Source organism: Candidatus Nitrospira neuquenensis (assembly GCF_979578155.1).
On sequence record NZ_CEFZDU010000022.1, the window covers coordinates 179,197 to 204,886 of the forward strand.

29 protein-coding genes and 1 pseudogene are annotated in these 25,690 nt (G+C 70.6%); 6 read left to right on the forward strand and 24 right to left on the reverse strand.

Going from position 1 to position 25,690, the window contains the following annotated elements:
• Positions 1-79: 79 nt before the first annotated feature.
• From AC1U7O_RS09655 to AC1U7O_RS09680, 6 genes are all read right to left on the reverse strand, one after another.
• The gene (locus AC1U7O_RS09655) at positions 80-1,117 is read right to left on the reverse strand and encodes an MlaA family lipoprotein (protein WP_479894535.1); all 1,038 of its coding nucleotides are present in this window, start codon (positions 1,115-1,117) and stop codon (positions 80-82) included.
• A 136-nt stretch (positions 1,118-1,253) separates the two neighbouring features.
• A complete protein-coding gene (locus AC1U7O_RS09660; RefSeq protein ID WP_479894536.1) occupies positions 1,254-1,592 on the reverse strand; it encodes a TRL-like family protein in 339 nt (112 codons plus the stop codon).
• A gap of 149 nt (positions 1,593-1,741) precedes the next feature.
• Positions 1,742-2,503, reverse strand: coding sequence for an alpha/beta hydrolase (locus tag AC1U7O_RS09665; protein WP_479894537.1), 762 nt, complete (start codon positions 2,501-2,503; stop codon positions 1,742-1,744).
• On the reverse strand, positions 2,503-4,440 hold the full coding sequence (locus AC1U7O_RS09670) for an Lnb N-terminal periplasmic domain-containing protein (RefSeq protein ID WP_479894538.1): 1,938 nt from the start codon (positions 4,438-4,440) through the stop codon (positions 2,503-2,505). Before AC1U7O_RS09670 ends, AC1U7O_RS09665 begins: the two co-directional genes overlap by 1 nt.
• Before the next feature lie 69 nt (positions 4,441-4,509).
• A complete protein-coding gene (locus AC1U7O_RS09675) occupies positions 4,510-5,019 on the reverse strand; it encodes a DUF3015 family protein (RefSeq protein WP_479894539.1) in 510 nt (169 codons plus the stop codon).
• A gap of 123 nt (positions 5,020-5,142) precedes the next feature.
• Complete coding sequence (locus AC1U7O_RS09680; RefSeq protein ID WP_479894540.1) at positions 5,143-6,000, reverse strand: DUF4384 domain-containing protein; 858 nt, start codon at positions 5,998-6,000, stop codon at positions 5,143-5,145.
• Between the two features lie 226 nt (positions 6,001-6,226).
• Here AC1U7O_RS09680 and AC1U7O_RS09685 point away from each other — a divergent pair, with 226 nt between their 5' ends.
• The 3 genes from AC1U7O_RS09685 to AC1U7O_RS09695 are packed head-to-tail and all read left to right on the forward strand — an operon-like array spanning position 6,227 to position 8,316.
• A complete protein-coding gene (locus AC1U7O_RS09685) occupies positions 6,227-7,486 on the forward strand; it encodes a caspase family protein (RefSeq protein ID WP_479894541.1) in 1,260 nt (419 codons plus the stop codon).
• Positions 7,487-7,531: 45 nt separating this feature from the next.
• Positions 7,532-7,897 carry a hypothetical protein gene (locus AC1U7O_RS09690; RefSeq protein WP_479894542.1) on the forward strand — a complete coding sequence of 122 codons (366 nt, stop codon included), beginning with the start codon at positions 7,532-7,534 and terminating at the stop codon, positions 7,895-7,897.
• 56 nt (positions 7,898-7,953) lie between these two features.
• Positions 7,954-8,316, forward strand: a complete 363-nt coding sequence (locus tag AC1U7O_RS09695) for a hypothetical protein (RefSeq protein WP_479894543.1) — start codon at positions 7,954-7,956, stop codon at positions 8,314-8,316.
• Positions 8,317-8,401: 85 nt separating this feature from the next.
• On the opposite strand, the gene AC1U7O_RS09700 is transcribed toward AC1U7O_RS09695, so the two are convergent.
• The 8 genes from AC1U7O_RS09700 to AC1U7O_RS09735 form a co-directional block, all read right to left on the reverse strand.
• Positions 8,402-8,788: a hypothetical protein gene (locus AC1U7O_RS09700; RefSeq protein WP_479894544.1), complete on the reverse strand. Its 387-nt coding sequence runs from the start codon at positions 8,786-8,788 to the stop codon at positions 8,402-8,404.
• Complete coding sequence (locus AC1U7O_RS09705; protein WP_479894545.1) at positions 8,778-9,215, reverse strand: hypothetical protein; 438 nt, start codon at positions 9,213-9,215, stop codon at positions 8,778-8,780. The genes AC1U7O_RS09700 and AC1U7O_RS09705 overlap by 11 nt, the downstream gene beginning before the upstream one ends.
• Before the next feature lie 106 nt (positions 9,216-9,321).
• The gene (locus AC1U7O_RS09710) at positions 9,322-9,807 is read right to left on the reverse strand and encodes a metallophosphoesterase family protein (protein ID WP_479894546.1); all 486 of its coding nucleotides are present in this window, start codon (positions 9,805-9,807) and stop codon (positions 9,322-9,324) included.
• 593 nt (positions 9,808-10,400) lie between these two features.
• Entirely contained in the window at positions 10,401-11,504 is a 1,104-nt protein-coding gene (locus AC1U7O_RS09715) for a M48 family metallopeptidase (protein ID WP_479894547.1), read from the reverse strand.
• 12 nt (positions 11,505-11,516) lie between these two features.
• Positions 11,517-12,200, reverse strand: a complete 684-nt coding sequence (locus tag AC1U7O_RS09720) for a TIGR00266 family protein (protein ID WP_479894548.1) — start codon at positions 12,198-12,200, stop codon at positions 11,517-11,519.
• Positions 12,201-12,227: 27 nt separating this feature from the next.
• Entirely contained in the window at positions 12,228-12,962 is a 735-nt protein-coding gene (locus AC1U7O_RS09725; RefSeq protein WP_479894549.1) for a PaeR7I family type II restriction endonuclease, read from the reverse strand.
• A complete protein-coding gene (locus tag AC1U7O_RS09730; protein ID WP_479894550.1) occupies positions 12,959-13,969 on the reverse strand; it encodes a DNA-methyltransferase in 1,011 nt (336 codons plus the stop codon). Before AC1U7O_RS09730 ends, AC1U7O_RS09725 begins: the two co-directional genes overlap by 4 nt.
• A gap of 100 nt (positions 13,970-14,069) precedes the next feature.
• The gene (locus tag AC1U7O_RS09735) at positions 14,070-15,539 is read right to left on the reverse strand and encodes an amidohydrolase family protein (protein WP_479894552.1); all 1,470 of its coding nucleotides are present in this window, start codon (positions 15,537-15,539) and stop codon (positions 14,070-14,072) included.
• 80 nt (positions 15,540-15,619) lie between these two features.
• On the opposite strand from AC1U7O_RS09735, the gene AC1U7O_RS09740 reads away from it, so the two are divergent.
• Positions 15,620-16,252, forward strand: coding sequence for a hypothetical protein (locus tag AC1U7O_RS09740; RefSeq protein WP_479894553.1), 633 nt, complete (start codon positions 15,620-15,622; stop codon positions 16,250-16,252).
• A 64-nt stretch (positions 16,253-16,316) separates the two neighbouring features.
• On the forward strand, positions 16,317-16,490 hold the full coding sequence (locus AC1U7O_RS09745; protein ID WP_479894554.1) for a hypothetical protein: 174 nt from the start codon (positions 16,317-16,319) through the stop codon (positions 16,488-16,490).
• Between the two features lie 3 nt (positions 16,491-16,493).
• On the opposite strand, the gene AC1U7O_RS09750 is transcribed toward AC1U7O_RS09745, so the two are convergent.
• Positions 16,494-16,733 carry a hypothetical protein gene (locus AC1U7O_RS09750; RefSeq protein WP_479894663.1) on the reverse strand — a complete coding sequence of 80 codons (240 nt, stop codon included), beginning with the start codon at positions 16,731-16,733 and terminating at the stop codon, positions 16,494-16,496.
• Positions 16,734-16,944: 211 nt separating this feature from the next.
• On the opposite strand from AC1U7O_RS09750, the gene AC1U7O_RS09755 reads away from it, so the two are divergent.
• On the forward strand, positions 16,945-17,295 hold the full coding sequence (locus tag AC1U7O_RS09755) for a hypothetical protein (protein WP_479894555.1): 351 nt from the start codon (positions 16,945-16,947) through the stop codon (positions 17,293-17,295).
• Positions 17,296-17,321: 26 nt separating this feature from the next.
• Here AC1U7O_RS09755 and AC1U7O_RS09760 read toward each other — a convergent pair whose 3' ends face one another.
• From AC1U7O_RS09760 to AC1U7O_RS09800, 9 genes and pseudogenes are all read right to left on the reverse strand, one after another.
• Positions 17,322-18,287: a 5-oxoprolinase subunit C family protein gene (locus AC1U7O_RS09760; RefSeq protein WP_479894556.1), complete on the reverse strand. Its 966-nt coding sequence runs from the start codon at positions 18,285-18,287 to the stop codon at positions 17,322-17,324.
• A pseudogene (locus AC1U7O_RS09765) lies at positions 18,277-19,033 on the reverse strand (5-oxoprolinase subunit PxpA). Before AC1U7O_RS09765 ends, AC1U7O_RS09760 begins: the two are co-directional and overlap by 11 nt.
• Positions 19,034-19,103: 70 nt before the next feature.
• Positions 19,104-19,781, reverse strand: a complete 678-nt coding sequence (gene pxpB, locus AC1U7O_RS09770; protein ID WP_479894557.1) for a 5-oxoprolinase subunit PxpB — start codon at positions 19,779-19,781, stop codon at positions 19,104-19,106.
• 90 nt (positions 19,782-19,871) lie between these two features.
• On the reverse strand, positions 19,872-21,230 hold the full coding sequence (locus AC1U7O_RS09775; protein ID WP_479894559.1) for an NCS2 family permease: 1,359 nt from the start codon (positions 21,228-21,230) through the stop codon (positions 19,872-19,874).
• A gap of 25 nt (positions 21,231-21,255) precedes the next feature.
• The gene (locus AC1U7O_RS09780) at positions 21,256-21,543 is read right to left on the reverse strand and encodes an FKBP-type peptidyl-prolyl cis-trans isomerase (protein WP_479894560.1); all 288 of its coding nucleotides are present in this window, start codon (positions 21,541-21,543) and stop codon (positions 21,256-21,258) included.
• A gap of 87 nt (positions 21,544-21,630) precedes the next feature.
• Positions 21,631-23,688 carry an ATP-binding protein gene (locus AC1U7O_RS09785; protein ID WP_479894561.1) on the reverse strand — a complete coding sequence of 686 codons (2,058 nt, stop codon included), beginning with the start codon at positions 23,686-23,688 and terminating at the stop codon, positions 21,631-21,633.
• A 168-nt stretch (positions 23,689-23,856) separates the two neighbouring features.
• Positions 23,857-24,099, reverse strand: coding sequence for a hypothetical protein (locus AC1U7O_RS09790; protein WP_479894562.1), 243 nt, complete (start codon positions 24,097-24,099; stop codon positions 23,857-23,859).
• A 30-nt stretch (positions 24,100-24,129) separates the two neighbouring features.
• The gene (locus AC1U7O_RS09795; RefSeq protein WP_479894563.1) at positions 24,130-25,251 is read right to left on the reverse strand and encodes an efflux RND transporter periplasmic adaptor subunit; all 1,122 of its coding nucleotides are present in this window, start codon (positions 25,249-25,251) and stop codon (positions 24,130-24,132) included.
• 91 nt (positions 25,252-25,342) lie between these two features.
• The gene (locus AC1U7O_RS09800; RefSeq protein WP_479894564.1) at positions 25,343-25,690 is read right to left on the reverse strand and encodes a hypothetical protein; all 348 of its coding nucleotides are present in this window, start codon (positions 25,688-25,690) and stop codon (positions 25,343-25,345) included.

Sequence of the window (25,690 nt, forward strand, 5' to 3'; positions counted from 1 at the left end):
CGCGGGTGGAAGGGACCGAAACTGCTTCCGTCTGTTTGGAGGGGTGGGACGGCGGGGGTGCTGCGCCCCCCGCGCGCGGCTACTCGCGGATCATCTTCGCGCGCTTCTCCAGGTAGGCGCTGCGGACCGCGCCGTAGAGGTTCACGGTCACCTCCTCGAAGCCCTCGAACGTCTTGTCGATGTTGATCGAGCGGGTGTTGACGATGTCGCCAGCCCGGGCCCCGATGTTGGCCATGCTGGAGGTGAAGTCGTTGGTGACGAGCTGCGGCCCGTCGTGGATCTGCACGAAGGGCAGGATCAACCAGTTGAAGGGGTCGAGGGCGATGTCCATGACGAACCCGAACCCGTCGCGCAGCGTGAAGGGGCCGAGGAAGGGGATCACCAGATAGGGGCCCGGCTTGACGTCGTAGGAGCCGAGCGTCTGACCGAAGTCCTCATCGGGCGTCTTGAGCTCGAAGACCTCCCCGGCGAAGTCGAAGAAGCCGCCGATGCCGAAGGTGGAGTTGATGACGAGCCGGCCGACCTCGATCGCCGCCCCCTCGAACTTGCCCTGGAAGAGGTTGTTCAGCACCCGCGGCACGGTCCGGATGTTGTGAAAGGCGTTCTGGATGCCGAACTCCAGCGGGTCCCAGACGACCTTGTCGTAGACTTCCGCGACGGGTTTGAGGAGGTATTCGTCCAGCTTCCGGTTGAAGGTGAACATCGCCTGGTTGAAGGGCTCCAGGGGATCGTACGCCTCGGCCGACTCGCCCCCAGCCTCGCCCGCCTGCGCAAAGGGATCGACGAACTCCTCCGTCTTGTCCCCGCCGCCCGGCTCCGCCGGCGGTTGCCCCGCCGCCGGCTCCTTGCCGGCCTCCGCGGGCGCGGCCGCCTCCGCGACGGCCGATGCGGCGGGCCGCGCGGGCGCGTCGGCGGAAGCCTGGGCCGTGGGCACGAGGGGCGGCGCGGGCTCGATCGGGAAACCGAAGGGGGAGGCCGGCGCTTCGGCTTCGCCCGCCACCGGGTCCGGCAGCCAGGTGGATGGCCGGCTCTCCGGCAACAGCTCCCCCAGCCCCGCGCACCCGGTCAACGCCAGAGCCAGCACGCCGCCCGCGAGCCGGCCCGCCCACCGCTTCACGCCCGCCTTCCCTCTCCCCACTGCGTCACCTCCCGGCCTCCACATCCCCCACCGCCGCCCCCTGGGGGGCGCCGATCCGCCCCTCGGGTCGGCGCACTGTAGCAGAATCGCTTCGCGGCCGCCAACGGGGACCGGGCTATTCTCCCCGGACTATGGTGCAGACCTCGGCGTAGATGCCGAACACGTAGCTGCGGAGCGACTGCTGGACGTGGGCGACCTTCGTGATCCCGCCCTGGAGCATGGCCGTCTCGACGCGCGTGTCGCCGGTCGCGACCAGCCCCAGCACCTCGCTGCTGCAGGACTTGCCGGTCTTGGTCATGGAGGCACGATTGTCCACGATCAGGCTGCCGCCCTGGACATCCGTCACGATGAATCCCGGCCCGGCCGTAAAAACGCTCGGCTGAAAGCCGACCATGGCGCCGGTACACCCGGAGAGGAACGCTGCGGCCACGACGACCATCACAACTCCCTTCATACGACCTCCTGGATTGGGTGGTGAATGGGACTCCTCGGTCCGGCGAGCGGAGCAACGCGCGCCGCCCGTCCGCCGGCCGGGCGGATTATTGACGAGCCGCACCCTCCCTTGTCAAGGTGGGCGTCGGAAGCGGCGCGAGGGCGGCCGGCTCACCGGACGACTTCGCCGACGAACCGCCCGAGGCGCTCGAAGTAGGCCGCGCCGCCGACGTGGTAGAGGTCGTTATGGCCCGCGCCGCGCACCAGGTAGAACTGCTTGGGCTCCCGGGCCGCGGCGAAGACCTCTCGCCCGAGCTCCGCCGGGATCAGCTCGTCCTGGTCCCCGTGGATGACCAGCACGGGGATCGAGACCCGGCCCAATCGCTCCGCGAGGTCGAACCGCGCCTGCAGGAAGAGGTGCATCGGCAGGCCGCCGTACATCAGCTTGGCGACCGCCGCGACGGAGGGAAAGGCCGATTCCAGGATCAGGCCGGCCGCCGGCTGCTTGGCGGCGAGGTCCCCCGCCACCGCGCCGCCCAGCGAGCGGCCGAACAGGATGAGCCGTCCGGGCGGGACTTGCCGGACCTCCCGCAGGTGGCGAGCGGCCGCCTCCGCGTCGCGGTACAGGCCCTCCTCCGACGGGCTGCCCTCGCTGCGCCCGTAGCCCCGGTAGTCGAAGAGGAACACGGAGAGGCCCAGGTGATGGAGCAGGCCGAGGTTCTCCAGGCGGTGGATGATGTTGCCCGCGTTGCCGTGACACCAGAGCAGGGTCGCCGCCGCGCCGGGCGCCTCGACGTACCAGCCGAACAGCCGCGGCCCGTCGGCCGCCCGGAACCAGACGTCCTCTAGCGGCAGGCGGCTCGCGCGGGCCCAGTCCCGCTCGACCCAGGGCTGCGGGTGGTAGATGAACATCCGGTCGAGCGGGCTGGTCATCAGAAGAACGCCTGGATCGAGAAGACGACCTGCCGGTCGTCATACCGCCGGGTGAACTCCATGCGCACCGCGAGGTTCTGCGCCAGCGTGTACCGCTGGCCGACGAAGACCCGGAAGTCATCCGAGCGGTCGCCGAGAGGATAGTACAGGTAGCCGGTCGAGGCCATGACTTTCCAGCGGTCCGAGAGCGTCGCGAGCAGCCCGACGGTCCCCCCGCCGCCGATCCGGTAGTTGTCCGTCCAGGCGCGGCCGTAGTTCGCGTCCAGCTCGGCAAAGGCGAAGTAGACCTCGCGGCGCCACAGGGCCGACTCCGCCGCCGCCCCGGCCCCGCCGTTCACGTTGACGTTGCCGCAGTAATTGCAGCCGGGCCGATGCACCGTCTCGTAGTCGGCCAGGACCTTCCAGGACGGCGCCCGGAACAGGCCGTCGATCGGGGAGAGCGACACGATGTCCAGCAGCCGGAGCTGCTCCAGCCGGTACTTGTTGTCTTGCTGGTAGTGCCGGAGGCTGAGTGCGAGGACCTCGAGCTGCGCGTCCCGGGGATAGCCGGGGTCCGGGTCGAGCAGGCCGTGGTAGCCCGCCCGGATCGTCACCTCCTCGAACAGCCCGCCGTTCCGCCAACCGAAGCCGGCGCCGGCGCGGGACGTCCGGTGGCCGTCCTCCGGCGGCCGGACGAAGGGCTCCACGGCGAAGGGCGGCGAGCTGACGCGGAGCGCGCTCCTGGCGAGGAGGATCTCCCGGTTCCGCGCCTTGTCCCGTTCCGCCGCGGCCTCGTCCGTCGCGCCGCGGTAGCGAAGGTAGTCGGACACCAGGTCCAGGACGAAGGCCTGCCGGTCCACCGCCAGCCGCGTGAACTCCGCGGCACGCGCCGCGGCCGGGTCGTCGGCGAGGCGCCGCACCCAGGACCGCTCCTCCCCCGAGAGCGTCTCGCGTTTGCGCTTGATCTGCGTGCTGCGCGCGGGACGGGAGACGACCTCCCCCACGAGCCCGGCTTGGTCCAGCAGGGCGCGGATCGTGTCGGCCGGCACGGTCCAGACCACGAACCGATCCACCAGATGCCACGACGGGTCGGCCACGTCCAGCAACCCCAGGATGTGGTAGGCGCAGTTCTCCTTGAAGAAGAAATAGTCGAACGTGGCGTGGCCCAGCTCCCAGACGTGCATCAGCACCAGCCGGAGCTGCGCCTCCGTGAGATTCAGCCGGTACTCCCAGATGTCCCGGTTCTCGATGTCCCGGTACTCCTGGACCTTGAGGTAGTAGGGCGCGATCGAGAAGGCCCCCCGGTACCCGCCGAAGACGCCCTTGACCGCATATTCGAGCCCGGGGTTCGGCGGCACCTCGGCCGCGTAGTTGATCGTATAGGCCAGCAGGCGCGTCTGCTCGGTCTGCCCCCGCTGATCCACGCGCAGGAACGTGTGCCCGAACATGGAGGAGGGGTTGTTGAGGTAGGCCGCGGCGAAGATGAGCGTGAGCGAAGTCGGGTTGATCTCCCGGTACCAGGCGTCGAACCGCTCGCAGGGGTCCGGCGGCAGGCGGCGGGCGTCGAACTGCAGCTCCGCCCGCAGCCACTCGCGCCGCGCGATGAAGGCGCACTGCGGTGGCTGCTTCGAGCGGCCCACCGGCTCGGCCGAGAAGAAGCCGGCGAGCGTGGCATCGAGCTCCGCCTCGGGGTCGGTCTTGCCGTCCGGCGACAGAAAGAAGCCGGGATCGTCCACCTCGCTCGTCCAGCCGCCGAGCAGGTTCTCCCGGTCATGGAGCAGCAGGCGCCACTCGCGCCGCTCGGCGAGCTTCAGGTCGGCGGCCCGCCGGACCAGCTCGGGGAGGTAGGTCGGGTCCGGTCCATCGGCGACGGCGGGGGATGCGATCGCCAGCAGCAGCGCCAAGGCGAGGGGCGGAGGCTTGACGTGGCGGCGGCGGAGCACGGGCGAGGATAGCACGCGGAAGCGGGGAGCGTCGCGGGCGGGAAGGCGGGCTTCCGGCCCCCCGGGGCCGGAAGCCGACCGATCTCACCGCGCGAGGGCCACCTGGGCCAGGGCGGGGTCCGCCGCCATCGCCCGGCGCAGAGCGAGCAGCATCGCTTCCGGCGAGGTCCGCGCGGCCTCCGCGAGCGCCGGATACTGCGCCTGGGCCAGCGCGAAGAAGGCCGGCCGCCGCTCGACCGGGACGCCGAGCAGCGTCGCGAGCGACGCCAGGTGCTCGCCCTCGCCCCGCGCCATGTCCTGCGAGAGGTCCTCGGGGTTCAGCGTCGCGAAGACCCGCGCCTTGTCCTCGGACCACAGCTTGCCGTCGTTCTTGCAGCCCAGCGTGCCCGTCGTGATCGCAAAGGGCATCGTGATCGAGTTCGTCGTGGACATGAGCAGTTGCGGGCCGATGCCCTGGCCGAGCTTGGAATCCTCCCAGGCCACCTTGCCCAGGCCGCAGCCCGGCCCCGTGTCCGCGGTGCCCGCCCGGGCGTCGTGCGACGGCGCGACCATGAACGCCAGAGCAACGGAGAGCGCGAGGAGCTGTTTCAACATGATGACCTCCCGGTTGACGTCGAGGGACGCGAGACGCGACCGTTCCGCGTCCCTTGCCAGCGTGCGTACAGGGGGAAAGGTAGCAGAGCCCCGGCGGATGGGGCAAGCCGATCGGAGGTAGGGCTACCGGCGGATCGAATACTCCGCGGTCGCCTCCGCCCAGTCGGCGGGGTCGAGCGCGGCGAGGGCCCGCATCAGGTCCACGAGCAGGGCCGTCTGCGACGGCTCGTACTCCTGGAAGACCGCCTCCGCCGCCTGCCCCTTGAGGAGGGCCACCGGCCTGCGGGTGACGATCACCTTGATCTTCTCGGCGGCGGTCCGCGTGCCGGGCAGCAACCAGGTCTTGAGCCGGACGCGTTGCTGGAGGAGCGTCTCGGAAGGGAACCGGTATTCGCGGCCGGCGGCGAGCCGGACCTCGGGCTCGTAGCGGTTGGGCGCCAGGACCGTCACGTGCTCGTCCTGGCTGACGTTGAAAAGATACAGGTACCCGTCGTCGGTGGGCGTGATCCGGATGACCGCCTCGTCGCCGTCCTTGTAGACCTCGCGGTTGAGCGACAGCCTGACGCCGAAGGTGCCCCGCCGCTCGACCGGAATGCCGCGCACCCTGGCCTTGATCCTGGTGCGATAGAGCATCCCCTCCCCGTCCTTGGCGTCCGCCAGCCCCCGGTTCAGGATCTTTTCTTCGACGATCACCCCCCGGACGACGGCATGGACCAGGTCGTCCGCGAGCTGGAAATTCCTGACGACCGTGGACCCCGTCACGAAGGTCCCCACCGCCTGCTCGATCGCCGCGCGCCGCGCCGCCTCCAGCGAGCCGCGCTGGGCCGCCTCCAGCGTCGTATCCTGGCCCAGGAACACGACCCCGTCCGCCTCGACCCAGAGCTCCGGTTGGACCGGCGGCGCGGCCGAGGCCGCTCCGAGGTCGAACAGCAGCCATGCCGCCAGGGCGATTCGGCAAACGGATCGCACACTGACCCGCACAGGGCTCCTCCCCGGTGTGCGCGCGCCCGGCGCGCGACAAGACGGCAGAATCTAGCAACTCGGACATGGGAAAGCAAAGTCTTTCCCCCTCAGCTTCGCCTTGACAAACCCCCGGCTCGGTCCTACGATGCAGCCCCTAACACCTTCGGAGGGCGGCGGAGCGCGGCGTCCACGATCGTTCCCGCGATGGGCGACGACGATCCTCCCGTCTTGGTGGGAGGCTCCCATGATCCCTCATCGGTCCCGCCGCGCCTCCGTCGCGCACCGGCTCCAGGCGCTCCTGCCCGGGCTCCTCGCCGCCTCCCTGTTGAGCGGGTGCGCCGAGGGGTTCTCGCCCGTATCGCTCGTCCACGGGGACCCCGCCGTCCACGTCACCATCAGGACCGAGCCCTCGGGCGCCAAGATCCTCCTCGACGGCAAGGAGCTCGGCACGAGCCCCGTCACGTTCAGGGACCCCTCGGGCGGGGAAAAGACCTTCACGGTCGAGATCCGCAAGGACGGCTACGAGCCGATGACCCGCGTGCTCCGTCGGACCTGGGATTCCGCCCGGCTGACCAACCGCCTGGATCCGGTCTACTTCTACACCCTCACCGCCCTGCCAGGGACGCTGGACCAGCCGGTCGTGGCGGGCAAGGGCGGCAAGTCGCGGACGCAGGCTCCCGTCAAGGCCAGCGACGTGGACGACATTCCCAAGCCGCCCGCCGGCGCCAAGGCGCGCGACGCCGTCGCCTTGATCGTCGGCATCTCCCAATACCGCGACGAGTCCATCCCGCAGGTCCGCTACGCGCGGCGCGACGCGGAGATCATGGCCGCCTACCTGGAGTCCGTCGCCGGGGTGGCCCGCTCCAAGATGAAGGTGCTCCTGGACGAGGGCGCCACGTCCAGCGACCTGGCGGCCTACGTCGAGGAGTGGCTGCCCCGGCAGGTCGGCCCCGACACGGCGGTGTTCGTCTATTACGCCGGACACGGCATGCCCAACCTGGCGAACGGCAAGGCCTTCCTCGTCCCCTACGACGGCCATCCCGATTTCGCCAGCAAGCTGTACCCGCTCGACCGGCTCTACGAGCGGCTGGACCAGCTTCCTTCCAAGCAGGTCGTCGTCATGCTCGACTCCTGCTTCTCCGGCGCGACCGGCCGGTCCGTGCTGCCCTCCGGCGCCCGCCCGATGGGCCTGGCCCCGGACACGGCGTCGAGCGTCAAGAAGGCCGTGGTGCTGTCGGCCGCCTCCGGCACGCAGATCAGCTCGGACTATGACGACGAGAGGCACGGGCTCTTCACCTATTTCCTGCTCAAGGGCCTGCGGGGCGAGGCGGACCGGGACGGGAACGGGACCATCCAGGTCGAGGAGCTCTACAGCTTCGTCAAGGACCAGGTGACCAGGGTGGCGTCGGAGAAGCTCAACCGCGACCAGACGCCGCTCCTGATCCCGACCCCCGAGGCGCTGGGGCCGCGGGGGCAGTACCGGATCACTCGTGCCGCGCAGTAGCGGAGGCGGCGGCACGGCGGCGGGGACCTTCACAAGGAGGACGCTATGCGGAGAAGAGGGGGCTTGTTGGCGGTCGTCGTCCTGGGCGCGGCGCTCGGGCTGGGCGGCTGCTCCATGCGCATCGGGGATTTCACCGTGGGGAGCTCGAAAAACATCAGCCTGCTCTCCCAGAAGGGCGACACCGTCGAGGGCGAGGACTGCTCCAGCAACATCCTCGGGATCATCCCGGCGGGCGGCCCCATGATGCCGAACTTCAAGACCGCGATGGATCGGGCCCTGGAGCGGGCCAAGGGCGACGTGGTCGCCGATGCGGTCCTGTGGGAAACCCACGTCGTCACCATCCTCTTCAACCAGCATTGCTTCAAGGTCGAGGGGAAGGTGGCGCGGGGCGAGTTCGGGAAGAAGTCGTAAGGCCGGCGGCCGACGTGCATTCCTTGAGGTGAGAGTCCTGACAAAGGGGGAGCCCGATGAAACTGACGGCAGATCGGATGGTCGTGGCCCTGGCGCTCGGCCTGGGCCTGCTCGTGCTGGACGGCTGCGCCACTCGGCTGGGTGATTTTACCGTGTTGAGCACGAAGAACGTGGACGTCTCGGGCCTCAGGATGGGAGACCGGGTCACCGGCGAGCACTGCATCAACAAGGTGTTCGGGATGATCCCGCTGGGCCAGGTCAACTGGAAGGAAGCGATGGACGACGCCCTGGAGAAGGCGAAGGGCGACGTGATGGTGGATATCGTGCTGACGATGAAGTCCTGGGCGATCCCCCTCATCTGGGGCCAGGACTGCATCGAAACGGAAGGAACGGTGGCCCAGACCTCTCAGTACAAGTAGCCAGCCCGTCCCACGCGGTCCGTCTCCCGGGGGCGAGGGGGTTCCACCAGGGGGTGGTCCCCCCTCGCCCCGCTTTTTTCGTCTTTCACGACCCCGGCGGGGCCGCGGCCGGCATCACGACCCGCGCCGCGATGCCTTCGATCGTGATTTCGGTCGTGTAGTAGAGGTCCAGGTAGGACCCCAGGGTCGTTTTGACCTTGAGATTGATCAGGATGTCCCCGCCCCTCTGCTTCAGCGCCATCCGCCTGACCTCGTCGTAGAAGGCCTTGTCCGCCTCCACGGCCCAGAGCCAGTGGCCGACGGACTTGGTGGCCGACACCGGCCCCAGGGGCTCGACGACGGCGCCCGGCGGCACGAACGTGTCCGTCGGGATGTTGGTGCCGAGCCGCGTCCAGCAGCCGGCCAGGGCCAGCCCCAGCGCCAGGCCCGCGGCCGAAACCAGGACGGCGCGCCGCGTCCGGTCACGGCCCATGGGGCGGCTCCGGCGTCGGCGGGCTCGGTTGCGCGGGCGGCATCGGCTCGAACCTCGCCGCCGTTCCTTCCACCGTCCAACTGATGATCCAGGCGTTCACCCCCGCGATGTAGAGGCCGAGGGGAATCCGGGTGACGTAGAGCGAGTAGGTGGCGTTGGTCAGGAGGTCGGCCTGCGTGGCGGCTAGCGCGTCCTTGGTCGCGGCCTGGGCGATGTCCGGGTGCATGATGTCCGGCACCCCGCCGAAGGTGAAGAACCAGTCCTTGGCATAGCCCTTGACCGCGCCGATGGGCACGACCCTGGTCTGGGGCGGAAGTTCGTGCGTGGCGGGGACGGGCCAGACGCCGACCGCGGCGCAGCCGCCGGCGGCCAGCGCCGCGCAGAGCAAGAGGCCGGCGCCGGCGAGCGACTTGAACGGTGGCGTCATCCTGGCTCCGTCGCGGAGGGAGAACGGAACGGGTTCGCGCTTGTACCGCGACGGCGGGGGGTTGTCAAGCCCGGCGCGCCGCGGATCCGCGCACGCCGCGGCAACTCTATTCCGGCCGGTTGCCCAGCGCAATGAGCACCGGCGTCGCGATGCCCCCCTCGATCGTCACGAGCCCGACCCCGCGCGGGAGGCGAAAACGCCGCGGGCCGGCCGAGCCGGGGTTGACCAGGAGGGTCCCGCCGAGCCGCTCGATCCTCGGCTGGTGCGTGTGACCGAAGACGCAGAGGTCCGGCTTCACGCGATCGAGGAAGGCCCGGCCCTCCTTCGTCAGCTTCCCGCCCTCATACAGCACGTGCCGGATCGCGACCCGCAGGCCCGCCAGCTCCAGGACCGTCTCGACGGGCAGCCCGCTCTCGTCGTAGCCGTCCACGTTCCCCGACACGGACGTGACCGGCGCGATCGCCTCCAACCGTCGGAGCACCGACCGGTCGCCGATGTCGCCCGCGTGGAGGATGCGGGCTACGCCGGCGAACTCGCGCAGGATCGCCCGATCGAACAGGCCGTGCGTGTCCGCGATGAGGCCCAGACGCATCGGCGCGTCTTCTCCCCAAACTCAAGGCTGGTCCATCGAGGGATGACCCATGCAGAGACCGACCCGGCGAAAGTCGTCATCGAAAGCGAAGGCGGCCGGAATTCCATACCGCTGAATCAGGGCGAAGCTCGATCAAGTCCACGAGGCTGAACCGCTTGTCCCGATAACGTCTGAAGATGTCCTGGGCCGTGCGTTCATCGTCCGGCGTCACGCGCTTAAGCGGCGTATCTCCGGCATCGAACAACTGCCGTCCGACTTTCACGGCCGGCCAAAGCCCCGCCGCATCCTCACCAAGGTGATGGTCTCATAGGCCACGAGATTGCTGGTGACGAGCCGCCGCGCATTGGTCTGGACGAACCGGACGGCGCGGGAGTGACACCGATCGGTTTTGTCGGCAAGGGCGTAGAACGCGGAGGTGTCGACGAAGACGGCGGAGCGCAGCGTGCTGCAAGGAAGACTCCCCATTTCTCGTGCACGTACTGGTCGTGCTGGACGCTGATGTCGGCAAACCCGCTGGCGCCGCCCCCCCGCTAAGGGAGAGGTAGGCCCTCTTCTGCCGCTCGACGGACCGCTTCACCTCGGAGGGACACCCTTCACAGTCCCGCCCGCGCCGCCTGCCAGTCGAAGGCGAAGGGCTCGGGCTCGCGCCTCGGCAGCGCCGCCGCCTCCGCCTTCAGGCGCGCCGCCCGCGCCGCGCTCATGGGGTGGGTCGAGAGCAGTTCGACCTGCAGCTTGTCCTTGTCCGATAGCCGCTCGAAGAACCGGATCAGCCCGTCGGTCGGGATGCGGGCCCGGTGGAGCAGCTTGAGCCCCTCGACGTCGGCTTCCGTCTCCTGCTCCCGGCCGAACTTCAGCGTCAGCAGCTCGACGCCCAGCCGTTTGGCCAGCCCCACCAGACCGGACTGATCGCCGGTGAAGATGGTCACCACCGCCACGAGGCCGAGCGTCTTGACGATCCGCTCCACGCCGTGCCGCTTGAGCACGTGGGTGAGCTCGTGCCCCAGCACGCCGGCCACCTCCTCCGGGCTGTCCGCCTGCTTGAGCAGCCCCGTAAACACGACGACGTAGCCGCCCGGCAGCGCGAAGGCGTTCACCGTGTCGCTGCGGACCACCGTCACGCGGAAGGTATAGGGGTTGTCGGGCACCGCCTCGACGAGCCGCCGGACGATCTCGTTGACCGCCTCGACCGGCGGCCCCTCCCGGATCACCGTCTGGCCCGCGAGGAATTCCTGCTGGGCCGCCTCGCCGATCGGCTGCTCCCACTCGACCGGCACCCGGGACACGGCCAGCCGGACCCAGGCGTCGAACCCCAGCCACAGGCCCAGGCCGGCGCCGATCACGCCGGCCACGGCCAGCACCAGGACCGTCCGCCGCCTCGTCCGCGCCCGCCGCACTCGCGAGGCCGTCTCCTCGAGCCGGCCCGTCACCTCCGGCGGCGCGGCGGCGCGGAAGGCGAGGATCAGCGCCGGGTCCTTGAGGTAGAGCCTGCGGGAGACGCCGTCGGCCGCCCACTTGACGATGAGGTGGTCATGGTCGAAGCCGCCGGCCTCGACGGCAAGGCCCGCGAAGGGGACGGTGGACGGCGGGAGGCCGGGCAGTTCGACGGCGAGCCCCTCCGGCGCGACGCCGGCGCGGCAGGGCACGCCCGCGGCGGGCAGGTCAGACCCGAAGCAGAGCGCGTTGGCAGGAGCGGCCATGGGCGACCGCGGCTATTCCGACGTCGGGATGAACTGCCGGATCCACGCGCCGAAGCCGCTCGGGTTTCGGCTCTGGATGTAGACGACCCCCGGCCCCCGGAAGCGGCAGACGAAGCCCTCCCCGGAAGTGAAGCTCGCGATCCAGCCCGCCGACGCCTTCTCGATGTTGTAGGTCGTCGTCGCCGTCCAGGCCACCAGGTGGCTGTTGTCCACGATGTACTCTTCGTCCGGCTTGAGCTCCACCCGGTGCACCGCGCCGAAGCTGTTGAGGATGAGCGCCCCGTTCCCGCCGATCCGGAGGATGAAGAACCCCTCGCCGCCGAGCAGCCCGCGCGCGAGGCTCTGCATCCGGCTCTCGATCGTGATCCCCTCCGCCCCGGCCAGGAAGCCGTCCTTCTGCACGAGGTATTCCGTCACCCCGTCGAGCTCCAGCAGGATGATGTCGCCCGGCACGGTCGGCGCGAGCAGCACCTCCCCGGCCCCGCGCGTCGCCCGGAGTGTCTGGAAGAAGAAGTGCTCGCCCGAGAGCACGCGGCGGGACAGGGCGCCCAGCAACCCGCCTTCCATCTTGCTCTCCACGTCCACCGTGGGCGAGCAGGCCACCATCGCCCCCGACTCGGCCTTCACGCTCTCCCCCGCCGCCAGCGCCACCCGCGCCATCGGAAACGCGCCGGGGTACAGAACTTCGCTCTTCATGGGTTTCGTTCTCCTCCTCACGCTGAATCATCGGCCCCGAGCCGCGCGTGCCCAGGCGGCCGCATGGCCCGTCAACGACGTCACGAACTTGCTGAAGCACAACTCCTGGCTCGGCTCCCTGTACCCACCCTTTAACCCGCCGACGCGATCAGAAAGCAGAAAGCAGGCAGAGTCATACAGTCGCTCGCGCACGAGCTTGCGACAGAACAGCTCGTACCGCTGCGCATAGGACGCGGCACGGAACTCAGGGAACACCGGGAAGTGCGGCTCCGCGACCGTCACCGCCGACATCGAGCGCGGCGACTCCTCCAACAACATGAGGTAACCCAGCCACGGCCTCGGAGATGCCTTGAACGCACCTTCTCGATAGGCCGTCCAGAGGTCTGTTGCGCTCCCCAGTGCCTCTTCCGTACGGTTGTTGTAGTTGTTCCCGAAAGAAGGACCGACCTGGGATTTGAGCTCGATGGAGGCCAGAAGAGAGCCATCCGCGACGACCAGGAGATCCCACTCTTTGGTCGGCCGAAAGAACCCCGGCAGCTCGACTCGTCGTTTCCTGAAAATCGTGCCCTCCGGAATGCCGCTCTCGATCAGTAACCGACTCACCAGGTGGACCAAACCGTCCATCTGGGCGCCGCCGGTCACGGCGCTGCGGCTGCCCTGATCCTTCTTGCCCGTGGCTCGCCCTTGTCGTCGTTCCTGCTTTCGGCGGGTCTGCCAAAACTGGCGCACCGCCTTCGCCAATTGCCGATCGAGGTCGTTCATTCGGCCTTGGCCTCGGGCTTCACGACGTTGAGGGTGGCGCGTCCGAACAGATCGCTCGTGGCCGTCGCCATGCGCTCGCAGGCCAGATCGAAGTAGTGGGGATCGATTTCGACACCGACGCTGTTCCGGCCCCACTGGACCGCCGCGATATTGGTCGTGCCCGTCCCCATGAAGGGATCGAGCACGGTATCGCCCGCGAAGCTGAACATGCGGAGCAGCATGCCGGCCAACTCGACGGGGAACGGAGCCGGGTGATGCTTGGTCGACGCACCGGGAATGCCCGTCCACACCTGCTGAAACCACTTCTTGTGGTTGTCGGTGGCAATGAGGCTCAGGGCCCGCTTGGCAAGCGACGGGCTCCGGTAGCCCCCTGGTTTGCGCTGCATCAAGATGAACTCAATGTCGTTTTTGATGACCGCGTTGGGTTCGTAGGGCTTGCCGAGAAAACCGGAGCCGTTCTCCACCTCATAGGCCGCATTGGCGATCTTGTGCCAGATGATGGGAGCGAGGTTGTCATACCCCAAGGCTCGACAATGTTCTTGGATTGAGGCATGCAGGGGCACCACGGTGTGCCGGCCGTCGTTCTTGCGACGAGACAGGCAGACGTCGCCGACCACGCAGATCAGCCGTCCGCCCGGCACGAGCAGGTCGTAACAGTGCTTCCAGACCCGGTCGAGCTCCCCCAGAAACTCGTCGTAATCCTCGACGAAGCCGAGTTGACCTTTGGTGCGCCGGTACGCCTTGAGGGTCCAATAGGGCGGAGAGGTCAAGACCAGATGCACGCTTTCCGGCGGAAGGAGGAGGCCGTCTCGCGCATCCTGCCGGTGCAGATCATGCCGCGTCGGCAGCCCGCGCAGTGCCGATTCGATGAGGGCCGTGAGCTTGGGATTCTTGGCGATGCGCGGCAGGTCGGTTTGCGGATTCTTAATGAGCTTCTTGATCTGGGCGGGAAGAAAGTCCTCCAGGTCCTCATCTGGTTGGGCGGCCGATTGTCTGCGATCGCTCACGGCTTCCTAGCTCCGGGCCCGGGATCGGTGGCGGCCGCCATTATACATCCCGACTGGTCGCTTCGGCAGGCGCGGGAGCGCCGGGCCGAGTCCCTCCCCCTCACCCCGCCACCCAGCCGTACACGCGGTGCGTCGGCGCCGGCCCCTCCTCCAGGTAGGCCATCCGGATCAGGCTCAGCGCATCCTTCGGCAGCTCGCGCCGCTTGGCCGCCGCATCCACGCCGAACAGCCCCGCCGCGTTCAGGCCGAAGATGCGCGCCTTCACCTCGCGCGTGAGCGGCTGGTAGCCCTTCCGCTCGATCAGCTCGTCGGGGATCTGAAACCGCCGGAAGGCTTCGATCTGCCACTGCGGCGTCCCGTACCAGATCGAATCCGTGCCCCAGAGCACATGGTCCGCGCCGAAGGCCGCGATCACCTCGCCCAGGAGGTGCGCGCAGATCAGCGGGTCGGCCGTCACCAGTTGGGCGAAGGTCGAGCCCAGCTCCATGTAGATGTTCGTGATCCCCGGCTCCGCCCGCTTCATCCGGCAGAACTCGCTCGTCCAGGGAATCTCGCCCGTCGCCGCGAAGGCCTCCGTGAGCCCCCGCGCGCCGCGGAACCCCGAGTGATAGACGAGGAACCGGAGGTCGGGAAAGTCCTTGGCCGCCTTGATGAGGTCCTTGGGATGGTTGTACTCCGCCACCGGTCCCAGGGGGAGCCCCTTGTGGACGCAGACCCGCGGCACCTTCAGCGCCCGCGCCCGCTCCAGCATGGGGTAGGCCACCCGCTCGTCGTCCATCCACCAGCCGTGCTCCTGACCCCTGGGCGGCGCGCCCGTGTAGCACTTCCAGGCGTCCACCTTCAGCGTCTCGGCCTGCAGCGCCATGAACTCCAGGTCGGCCTTGCCGAGCTGCGGCGTCGCCAGCCCGTGCGCGAGCATCCGTTGCGAGCCCGCGACGCGGTTGACCTCGTCGCGGATGTGGGCCATCTCTTTCGGCGGCACGACCGCCTCCTGCGGGTAGGGGCCGGGCGGCGTGCTGATCAGGCCGATCGTCGTCTCGCTCTCGAGGAACACCTCCCGGATGAAGGTCTCCCAGGACAGGTCGTCGAGCGTCCCGCGGTCGGCCTTCAGCTTGGGGTTCATGCCCGCCTCGCGTGCCCGCCGCCGGAGCGCGAGGAGTCCTTCCTTCGTCACGGCCCCGCGCCGGCCGGCCTCCGCGTTCTGCGGGTCGAAGCCGGCGCTGACGTAGTGGGTCTGCACGTCGAAGATGAAGAAGGGCTCCCCGCGGCGCTCGTCGAAGGCCGCCGCCTCCACCAGCTCCGCCTCCAGCACGTCGAAGTACCGGCCGAACACCGAGTTCATGGCGAGCAGCGCCGCGGCCATCCCCCCGGTGGTCTTGAGGAAGTCCCGGCGGCTGAGCCCCAGCCGCCGGCCCGCCCGGTCGGCCAGCCGGCCGATCAGGTGCTCGACGGCGGCCTGCCCCGCGGTCTGGGGCCCCGGCGCATATTCGCCGTTGGAGACGGGCCTGGTGGGCAGGGGCGCGGGGAAGGTCAGCCCCTGGAAGAACTTGGGCGGGCGACGGGAAGCCATGGCGAGGATTGTCAAGAATCCCTCAAGGCCTGTCAAGCGCGCACGGCCGCGCCGGTCGCCGCAGTTAAGGAGGAGTCGCCATGGGTCGCACCCGCCTGCTGACGATCCTCAGTCTCTGCCTGGGCCTGTGGCTGACGGGACGTGACGCCGCCCGGGGTCAGTTCACCGACTTCAGCCCCGCCCCGTCCGACCCGAACGCCCCCAGCCGGTTCCTGAATTTCTTCAGTTGCTACGACATCCGGGACGGCCACTACCTGGACTGCCAGTTCACCCACCAGATCGTCGGCCTCAAGGAACCGGTGTCGACGGTCTGCACCGAGCCCGTGGTCAACGGCGGGCTCTGCACCAACGGCGGGCACCAGCACGACTTCTCGGGGCACCCCCTCGGCCGGCTCCACTTCAACCTCGGCACCTTCCCGATCATCGTCAGCGACCGGACCAACGACGATGTCGCGGTCGTCATCCACGAAATGCCGGAGGTCGCCGGGCAGGTCCAGACCAAGACACGCATCGTGCCCCCGCCGAATTACGCCCGCGTGGCCCAGTGCGACGACGTGACGACCACGCTGGACGTGCGGGGCAAGGGCTTGGAGATCCTGTCGCCGCGCCAGGCCATGGACCAGGACGATTACGTCACGCGGCGCGGCGGCCTGTTCGACATCAACGGCGGCTACGCCACGCCGCCCCGCCGTCCACGACGCGGTACTACCTGACCACCGAGCCGCCGGTCGCTACCACCTGGCCGCCTGCGCCGACGCCCCGGGCTCCATCGTCGAATTGGAGGAGCAGAACAACTGCTCCTTCAGCCTGATCGCTTGGCGCTCGCACGTCGTCCCCCTCCACTTCGAGGGCGTGGCCTGCACCGGCAGCGTCGGGGTCGGCGTCCCGCACGACCAGAGCCAGGGCGCGCCGGTGAACGACGGCCAGCTCTTCGATTCCACTCTCCCCTGACCTTCACCCCGCGACCGGGGGCAGCGCCGCGTCCAGACGCGCGCGCGGCTCCCGGAGCCGAGCCTGCGCCGCCTTGCGCCCGACCAGCGCGAAGCCGACCCGGTCGCCCGGCGCGAGCTGGGCCGCGAGGGGAAGGGCCGCCGAGCTCACGACGGCGAGGACCGGAGAGCCGCCGGTCGTCTGCCGGTCGGCCATGAGCAGGATCGGCCGGCCGTGGGGCGGTATCGCGGCGCGGGCGACGATGCCCGGCCCCTACGTTGTTGGTGCAGGTTGACAAGCACCGGCCGGGCGGCGCATGGTAAAGAGCATCGTGACAACGGAAGGATCCGCAATGTCGCCGGGCAATCGACGGGGACGGATCGGGATCCAGAACACCGGGCACCTCCTGGATGGCCTTCTCAGGTCTGCTGCGACCGGAGAGGGCCTTTTTTCTCGTACGAAAGGAGTGAACGCCATGAAGACTTCTCTTGTCGCGATCAGCCTCTTGATCGGCGTCGTGTGCTGCGCCTCGCTCGCGCTCGCCAACCCGGCGATGCTGCCCAAACACCCCGGCTATCCGGCCGGCAGCGCCGTGAGCCCGGTCACCGGCCAACCCCTCGCGAACGATCCGGGCCAGACCAACGCGACGGGCGAAAAAGCCAGCTTGGAAGCGGCGGCGGCCGAGGACGCCCATGTGACGCAGCATCTCACCAATCCCGAGGATCAGCGGATCCTCGAGAAGCCGGGTGCCGGCCTCCTGCCGAAGGTGCAGGGACCGCAGATCAAGATCGAGCCTCCCGTGAAGGAAGCGACGCGGATGAAATAACGCCCGAGCGTCCTACCCGCTTCGGGTCATGAGCCGACCGGGGGCAGCGCCGCGTCCAGACGCGCGCGCTGCTCCCGGAGCCGAGCCTGCGCCGCCTCGATCCCGACCAGCGCGAAGCCGACCCGGTCGCCCGGTGCGAGCTGGGCCGCGAGGGGAAGGTCCGCCGAGATCACGACGGCGAGGACCGGATAGCCGCCGGTCGTCTGCCGGTCGGCCATGAGCAGGATCGGCTGGCCGTGGGGCGGCACCTGGAGCGCGCCCAGGGGCATGGCCTCCGAGACGATCTCTCCCCCGTCGCGCCGATCGAGGGTCGGGCCGAGCAGCCGGTACCCCATCCGGTCGCACTGGTGGGACAGGGCGTAGCGGTGGCTCACGAGGGTCGCGACCGCCCCTGGGGTGAACCGTTCCACCCGCGGGCCCGACAACACCCGCAATACCGGCGAGGGGGCGTAGATCGGACGGAGGTCCGGCGGCACTCCCAGCCCTGCCCGCGCGACCGGCTCTGCGCCCGGCGGCCCGCCACGCAGCTCGTCCCCGGCTGCGAGCGCGCGCCCCTCGTGTCCGCCGGTCCGGCTCGGGACATGGGTCGCCCGGCTGCCCAGGACGACGGGCACGTCGAGGCCGCCCGCGACGGCCAGGTAGGCCCTCGCGCCGGCGCGCCGCTCCCCGAAGGTCAGGAGCGTACCGGGCGGGGCGGTCACCGTAGTCCACAGCGGCACGGGTCTCCCGTCGAGCGCGGGCGAAAGATCCGCGCCGGTCAGGGCGATCCGCGCGTCGCTCACGAACCGGAGCGTCGGCCCGATCCGCGTGATCTCCAGCCCGGCCGCCCCATCCGGATTGCCGACGAGGCGGTTCGCGAGCCGGAGCGCGAGCTGGTCCATGGCCCCGCCCACGGGCATCCCGAACCGCTGCCAGCCCGGCCGCCCCAGGTCCTGCACCGTGGTGAGCAGGCCGGGCTTCACGACGAGGATCCGCGCCGGCTCAGGGGCCATGGCCCACCGCCATGACCGTCACGCCGTCCGCCTCCAGCGCCGCGCGCACCAGCTCGGCCAGGTGCCCCGCGCCGGGCGTGTCGCCGTGCAGGCAGATCGTCTCGGCGCGCAGGGGGACCTCGGCCCCCTCCACGCTGCACACCGTCCCCTCGCGGACCATCCGCCGCACGCGCGCGACCACCGCCGCCGCCTCCACGATCACCGCGCCCGCCTGGTTGCGCGGCACGAGGGTCCCGTCCGCCCGGTAGGCCCGGTCGGCGAAGGCCTCCTCGACCGCCCGCAGACCCCGGGCCCGCGCCGCCTCGATCGCCGGCGAGCCCGAACAGGAGCAGCCGCCGATCCACCGCCGCCACCGCCCGCGCGAGCGCCGCGGCGAGCGCGCGGTCCCGTGCCGCCTGGTGATAGAGGGCGCCGTGCGGCTTGACGTGCGCGAGCGCCACGCCCTCCTCCGCGGCGATTGCCGCCAGCGCCCGGACCTGGGCGACGACCAGCGCCTCCGCGTCCTCCGGGGTGATGGAGCGATCTCGGCGGCCGAGCCCCTCCGGGTCGGCCAGGCCGGGGTGCGCGCCGACGGCGACGCCCCGGGCCTTGGCCGCGCGGACCAGCCGACGCATCAAGGCGGGGCTGCCGGCATGGACGCCGCAGGCGATGTTGACGGAGGTGACGAAGGCCATGATCCCCTCGTCCCGGGCCACGAGGTCCGGCCCGGCCGACTCGCCGATGTCGCAGTTGAGATCAACGCGCATGGCACTGGGCGAGCGGTGGTGATCGAAGGCGTCAGGGATTCGAGGCTCCCCTCTTCCGATTCTCAATCCCTCACTCCCTCCGTCGTCCCATCATCAGCTCTTCGTACGTGCGTCGGTCGATCGGCACGAACCGCACGACGTCGCCCGGCGCGAGGAGAAACGGCGGCGTCCGGGCGGGCTCGTAGAGCCGCAACGGCGTCCGGCCGATCAGGCGCCAGCCGCCCGGACTCTCCAGCGGGTAGATGCCCGTCTGCTCGCCCGCGATGCCCACGGACCCGGCCGGCACGCGCAGGCGCGGCTCGGCCAGGCGCGGGGCCGCGAGCGCGGCGGGCACGGAGCCCAGGTAGGGAAAGCCCGGCGTGAAGCCGAGCATGTAGACCCGGTACTCGACCGAGCGGTGCAGCGCCGCGGCCTCCGTCGGCGTGAGCCCGGCCGCCGCCGCGAGGGCCGCCAGGTCCGGCCCGAATTCCTCGTCGTAGCAGACCGGCACCTCGACGCGCCGCCGCGCGGCGGGCGCCGGGCGCGACGGCCAGGAAGCCAGCACCCGCAGCCGCCGCGCCAGGGTCGCCGCCGGCACGACCAGCGGATCGTAGTAGACGGTCGCCGACCGGAAGGTCGGCACGACCTCGAGGATGCCGGGCCACCGCTTCGCCGCGACCGCCTCGGCGAACCGCCGGACCCGCCCGTTGATCGCCGGCGCGATCCGGTCGCCGAACTCGACCGTGACGGCCGCGTCGCCGGCCTGCACCAGTCGCGGAAAGCTCCGAGCGTTGAGTGCTGACCGTTGAGAGTGGTGTTTGGCCATCCGAGGACTCACCCCTCACGACTCAGCGATCCCTTACTGCAGCCCGTAGCGGAGCGCCAGCAGCACGGCGAACAGGTGGATCAGCCAGTGGGCCTCCCGCGCCCGGCCGGTCGCCGCCTTGAGCAGCGAGTAGGCGACCAGCCCGAAGGTGATCCCGTCGGTGATGCTCAGGGTGAGCGGAATCAGCAGGACCGTCAAGAAGGCGGGGACGGCCTCCGAGGGATCGCTCCAGGGGATGAGCGCGACGCCCCGCAGCATGAAGCTGCCGACGACGATGAGGGTCGGCGCGATCACGGGGTAGAGGTGCGCGCCGGCCGGGGTCTCGACGCTGCCGCCCACCATCCGGGCCAGGGGCGAGAAGAAGAGCGCGAGCAGGAAGAGCCCGGCGGTGACCACGCTCGCCAGGCCGGTCCGTCCGCCCGTGGCCACCCCGGCCGCGCTCTCGACGTAGCTCGTGATCGTCGAGGTGCCGAGCAGCGCCCCCGCGGCGATGCCGGCCGCGTCGGCCATCAGGGCCTTCTCCGCGCGCGGCAGGCGCCCGTCCCGGAGCAGCCCCGCCTGCCCGCCGACCGCCACCAGCGTCCCGATCGTGTCGAAGAGCGCAAGGAAGAAGAAGGTGAAGACGGCGGTCGCGCCGGTCGCGGTGAGGAGCCCGGCGAGGTCGAGCTTCACGAACGTCGGCGCGAGCGACGGCGGCGCGCTCACGAGGCCGTGATAGGTCGTCAGGCCGAGCGGGAGCCCGAGCGCCGTCGTCGCCGCGATCCCCCAGAGGATCGCCCCCGGCGTCCCGCGCGCGAGCAGCAGGGCGGTCAGCGCGAGCCCCGCCAGGGCCAGGCGCGTCGGCGGGCCGCCGAGCGGTCCCAGGCCCACGAGCGTCCCGGGCTTCGCGACGACGAGGCCCGCCCACTGCAGGCCCACGAAGGCGATCAGGAGGCCGATCCCCGCCGCGATGGCGTGCTTGAGCGAGTCGGGCAGCGCGTTCAGCAGCCGCTCGCGGAAGCCGTAGCGGGACAGGACGAGGAACAGCGCGCCGGAGACGAAGACCCCCGCCAGCGCCGTCTCCCAGCGGAGCCCCATCCCGCCGGCCGCGACCGCGCCGCAGACGGTGAAGGCGAAGTAGACGTTGTGGCCCATCGCGGGGGCGAGCGCGATCGGATAGTTCGCGTAGAGGCCCATCAGGAGCGTGGCGAACGCGCTGGCGAGGCAGGTGGCGGTCAGCACGGCGCCGAAGTCCATGCCGGTCGTGGCGAGCACGGCGGGCTGGACGAAGAGGATGTAGGAGAGCGTGAAGAAGGTCGTGACCCCGGCGACCGCCTCGGTCCGGACCGTGGTGCCGTTCGCCGTGAGGTGGAAGCGCCGCTCCAGCGCCTCGGCGGGATGTGCAAGCCACATGGACGGCGCGACCGTCGGTCCGGGCCTATGGGGTTCCGGCGGCCGGCGTCTTCGACGGCCGCTCCACCGTGAGCCCCGTCACCTCGAAGACGACGCCCCTTCCGGCCAGGGGGTGGTTGAGGTCGAGCACGAGGGCCCGGTCCGTGACCTCCAAGGCCTTCATCGTCCGCCCGTCCGGGGCTTCGAGAAACCCACCGACCGGCACGTCGGGCGGGGCGAGGTCCCGGGGGAGCGTGACCCGCGCGGCCTTGTCGTAGGGCCCGTAGGCCCGCGCCGCGGCCAGGGTCACGCGCTTGCGCCGGCCGGCCTTCATCCCGAGCAGGGCCCCTTCCAGGTCGCGCGGCCAGAGCCCCCGTCCCTCCTGCCCGTGTCCATCACGTCACCCCGTCCCGGCCGTCCCTCAGCGGGGCGCCGGCCCCCGCGCATCCAGGACTTCCCGGACCTTACGCACCAGCGCGTCCGGCGTGAAGGGTTTTTGGAGGAAGGCCGTGCCGGGGTCCAGGATGCCGTGGTGCACGACGGAGTTCTCGGCGTAGCCGGACATGTAGAGCACCTTCGTGCCGGGGCGGCTCGCCAGGACCTGCGCGGCTACTTCCCGGCCGCTCATCTGGGGCATGACGACGTCCGTGAGGAGCAGGTGGACCGGGCCGGGATGGCGCGCGCTGAGCAGCAGCGCCTCGATGCCGTGCCGAGCCTCCAGGACGGCGTAGCCCCGCGCCCGGAGGCTGTTCCGCACGAGCGCCCGGACGCCCGGCTCGTCCTCGACCAGCAGGATCACCTCGTCCCCCCTCGGCAGGTCGCCGGGCGTCTCGGCGACCGGCTCCGGCTCGACGGCCTCGTCCACGCGCGGCAGGTAGACCTTGAACGTGCTCCCCCGGCCGGGCTCGCTGTAGACGAAGACGTGGCCGCCGCTCTGCTTGACGATGCCGTAGACGGTCGAGAGCCCCAGCCCGGTGCCCCGGCCGACATCCTTGGTCGTGAAAAAGGGCTCGAAGATGCGGGCCTTGGTCGCCTCGTCCATCCCCATGCCCGTGTCGCTCACCGAGAGGAGCACGTAGCGGCCGGGCATGACCACCTGCCCGTGGCGGAAGGTCTCGGCGACCTCGACGTTCGCCGTCTCGACCGTGAGCTTCCCGCCGCGAGGCATGGCGTCGCGGGCGTTCACCGCGAGGTTCATCAGGACCTGTTCGAGCTGGCTCCGGTCCGCGCGCACGTGCCCCAGCGCGGGATCGAGCGCGACGTTCAGGTCCACGTCCTCGCCCAGCAGCCGCTGCACCATCGAGCTCAGGCCGCGCACGACGGCGTTCAGGTCCAGCACGGCGGGCACCATGACCTGCCGGCGGCTGAACGCGAGGAGCTGCTGGGTGAGCTCGACGGCGCGGTCGCCCGCCTTCTTGATCTCGGCGATGTCCTGGCGCAGCGGGTCGGTCTCGGGCAGCCGGCCGAGCAGCAGGTGACTGTAGCCGTTGATGATCGTCAGCAGGTTGTTGAAGTCGTGGGCCACTCCGCCGGCCAGCTTGCCGATCGCCTCCATCTTCTGCGCCTGCAGGAGCTGGGCTTCCAGGTCCTTGCGCTCGTCGATCACGAGCAGGACGCCGCAGAGCTTCGCGACGCGGCCCTCCTCGACGATCACGCTGCTCAGGTCGCGCACCCAGAGGGTCCGGCCGTCCGCCGCGAGCACGCGGAACTCCAGCTCGTGGTTCCGCCGCTCGGCCACGGCCTTGGTGCAGAGCGCCACGACCCGGTCGTAGTCTTCCGGATGGATCAGGTCCCGCCACGTCAGGTCGGTCAGGAACCGCTCGGGGGGATAGCCCAGGAGGCGCTCCGACTGCCGGCTGACGAAGGTGAAGCGGAAATCCTCGGCCGACGCCTCCCAGACGATGCCATCGAGCGAGTCCACCAGGCTCCGGTAGCCCGGCTGCGCCTCGGCCGCCCGGTGGTGGACCCAGCGCTCCATGGCGAGCGAGAGGGCGGCGGCCGCGGCCGCGGCGAACAGGCGGTCCGCGTCGCGCCAGGCGCGGCGCGGGCCGACGTGCTCGAAGCCCAACAGGCCCTCGACGCGGCCCAGGACGTGGAGGGGGGCCGCCATCAGGGAGGTGACGCCGTGGACCGCGAGGTAGCCCGGGGCGAGGCCGCGCGTGCGCTCGTCGGCCGGCGCGTCGTCCGCCGCGACCACCTCGCCCGCGTCCAGGCGTTGGAAGTAGGCGGGGCAGTCGGCGACCGCCACCTCCGTGCCCGGGCCGTGCCGGTCCGCGGCCCGTTCGTACAGGTGCAGGCAGAGGGCGCGGCTGCGGGTCGCGTCGTAGCGCCAGACGCCGACGCGCGCGACGTCGACGGCCCGCGCGGCCGCCTCGGCGACCTGCCGCGCGCCGGCCGCGAAGTCGTCCGACCGAAGGGGCTCGCCCCGAACCAGGTCGGTCAGGGCCGCGAGCTGGCGGAGGAGCGGGTCGTCCTTCACGCGAAGATCCTTCACCACGGCCGAGGACCGAGCGGGCGAGAACGGGGCCCTATCGTAGTACGAGGGCGGCGGTCCGAACAAGGGGCCGCACACCGCCGGATGGGGGACCGGGGGCGTTCCCCGCGAGATCGAGGCTCCGAAGCCCGGAGCAGGGAGCCGGCGGGCGCATCAGCAGGGACGGCGATTGAGGCGCTCGATCTCGTCGGTCAGTTCCCGCCGCTCCCGCTCGACCGACCGGTCCTGCGCGCGCTGTTGCATGTACTCCCGGAGGCCCGCGCCACGGTCCTGCTCCCATTGCCGGTCGGGCCGCGTCCCCTGCCCGGACGGCGCGGGCGTGGTCATCGGCCCCGCCGCCCAGACCCCGCCCCCGACCGACAGTCCCAGCAGAAACCCGAGGAAAAGGTCGCGCATGGGGAGTCCTCCCGCTTCGACGAGGGATCGCTACGACTTCAGCAGCATGGCCTTGAGCAGCACGGCGCCCTTGACCACGACCCGCTCGTGGGAATGGAGCCCCTCCAGCACGCGCACCTGCCGGTCCGGGAGCTTCTGGACCTTCACGGCGCGGGGCGTGTAGTGCGACGGCCCGTCCTGGACGTAGACGTACAGCCGGCCCTCGGACTCGAACACCGCCTCGCTGGGCAGGGTGATGAAGGGGGTCTCATCGCCGATCGGGACGTGCAGCCGGGCGAACATCTCCGGCTTCAGCCGCCGGTCTTGGTTGTTGACCCAGGCCCGTACCTTGATCGTCCGGCCGGCGGGATCGACCAGGTCGCCGATCGCGGCGATCGCCGCCGGGAACTCGACGCCCGGCGCGGCCTCCACCGTCGCCGTCGCCACCTGGCCCACCTTGATGAGCCCGAGGTCCGACTCGTACACGTCGGCCGCCACCTGGAGGGTGTCCAAGTCCACGACCGTGAACAGGACCTGGGCGGGGTCGCCGCCGACGGATTCCCCCGGCGTGACGTTGCGCTCGACGACGGTCCCCGTCAGGGAGCTCTTCAGCTCGAACCGCGAGATGATGTGTTGCTGGGCCAGGGGCTTCTCCAGCTCCGCGGCCGACACCTTCAGGGAGAGCAGCCGCTCCTTGGCCCGGTTGAACGCCGCCTGGTCCTTCACCAGGTCGTTCTCCGCCTGCTTGTAGTCCCGGAAGGGGATGGCCTGGAGCCGGTAGAGGTCCACGGCCAGCTCGAAGGCCCTGGTCGCGTAGGAGAGGTCCGAATGCTCCTTGACGAACTCCGCGTAGGCCTCCGCGATGTCCGGGCTGTCGAGGACCAGCAGGACGTCGCCGGCCTTCACCCGGTCGCCCAGCTTGGCCCGAACCTCCGTCACGCGTCCGCGGACCGGCGAGGAAATCCGCGAGAACCGGTCCTCCGCGTAGGTGATGCGGCCCGCCAGCGTGAGGACCGGCTGCGAGGGCCGCTCGGCGACGATCGCGGTCTGGATGTGGGCGGGACTCTCGGGCTTGGGTGCCGGCGGGGACGCCGCGTGGCCGGCCGGCGAACCCGGGCCGTCGCAGGCGGTGAGGCTCAAGCACAGTCCCAGCAGGGGCAACCATCGCAGCATCTGAACGTTTCCCTCACTCCACTCACGGCCGCGCCCTGCGGGGGGGCGGGCGGCGACGGGCGGCACCGATCGCGGCGACAGGATGGCGCGGTCAGCGGGACGGCGGCCCCCGAAGACTCCACCGGGCGGACGGGACGCGGGAGGGAGCGGCCGGCTCGGGTAGCGCGGCCGGGCGCGAGGCCGGCGACGGGAGATGGACCGATGCCCTGGAGCCGGAGAAGGCCAGGTGCGGGGCCGGGGACGGGTGGAGCCCTCGGAGCTGGTCGGCATCGAGCCCGTCACCGTCCGGCAGGACGGCCTGCGGGAGGGGGACGCTCCCCGCCTCCACGGCCACGGCCCCTTCGACGCCCGCGAGGGCGAAGCAGACGAGGATCACGAGCGCGACCGCCGCCCGCCGCAGCCCCCGACACCAGACAGTGAGCCTTCTCGCCTCGGTCAC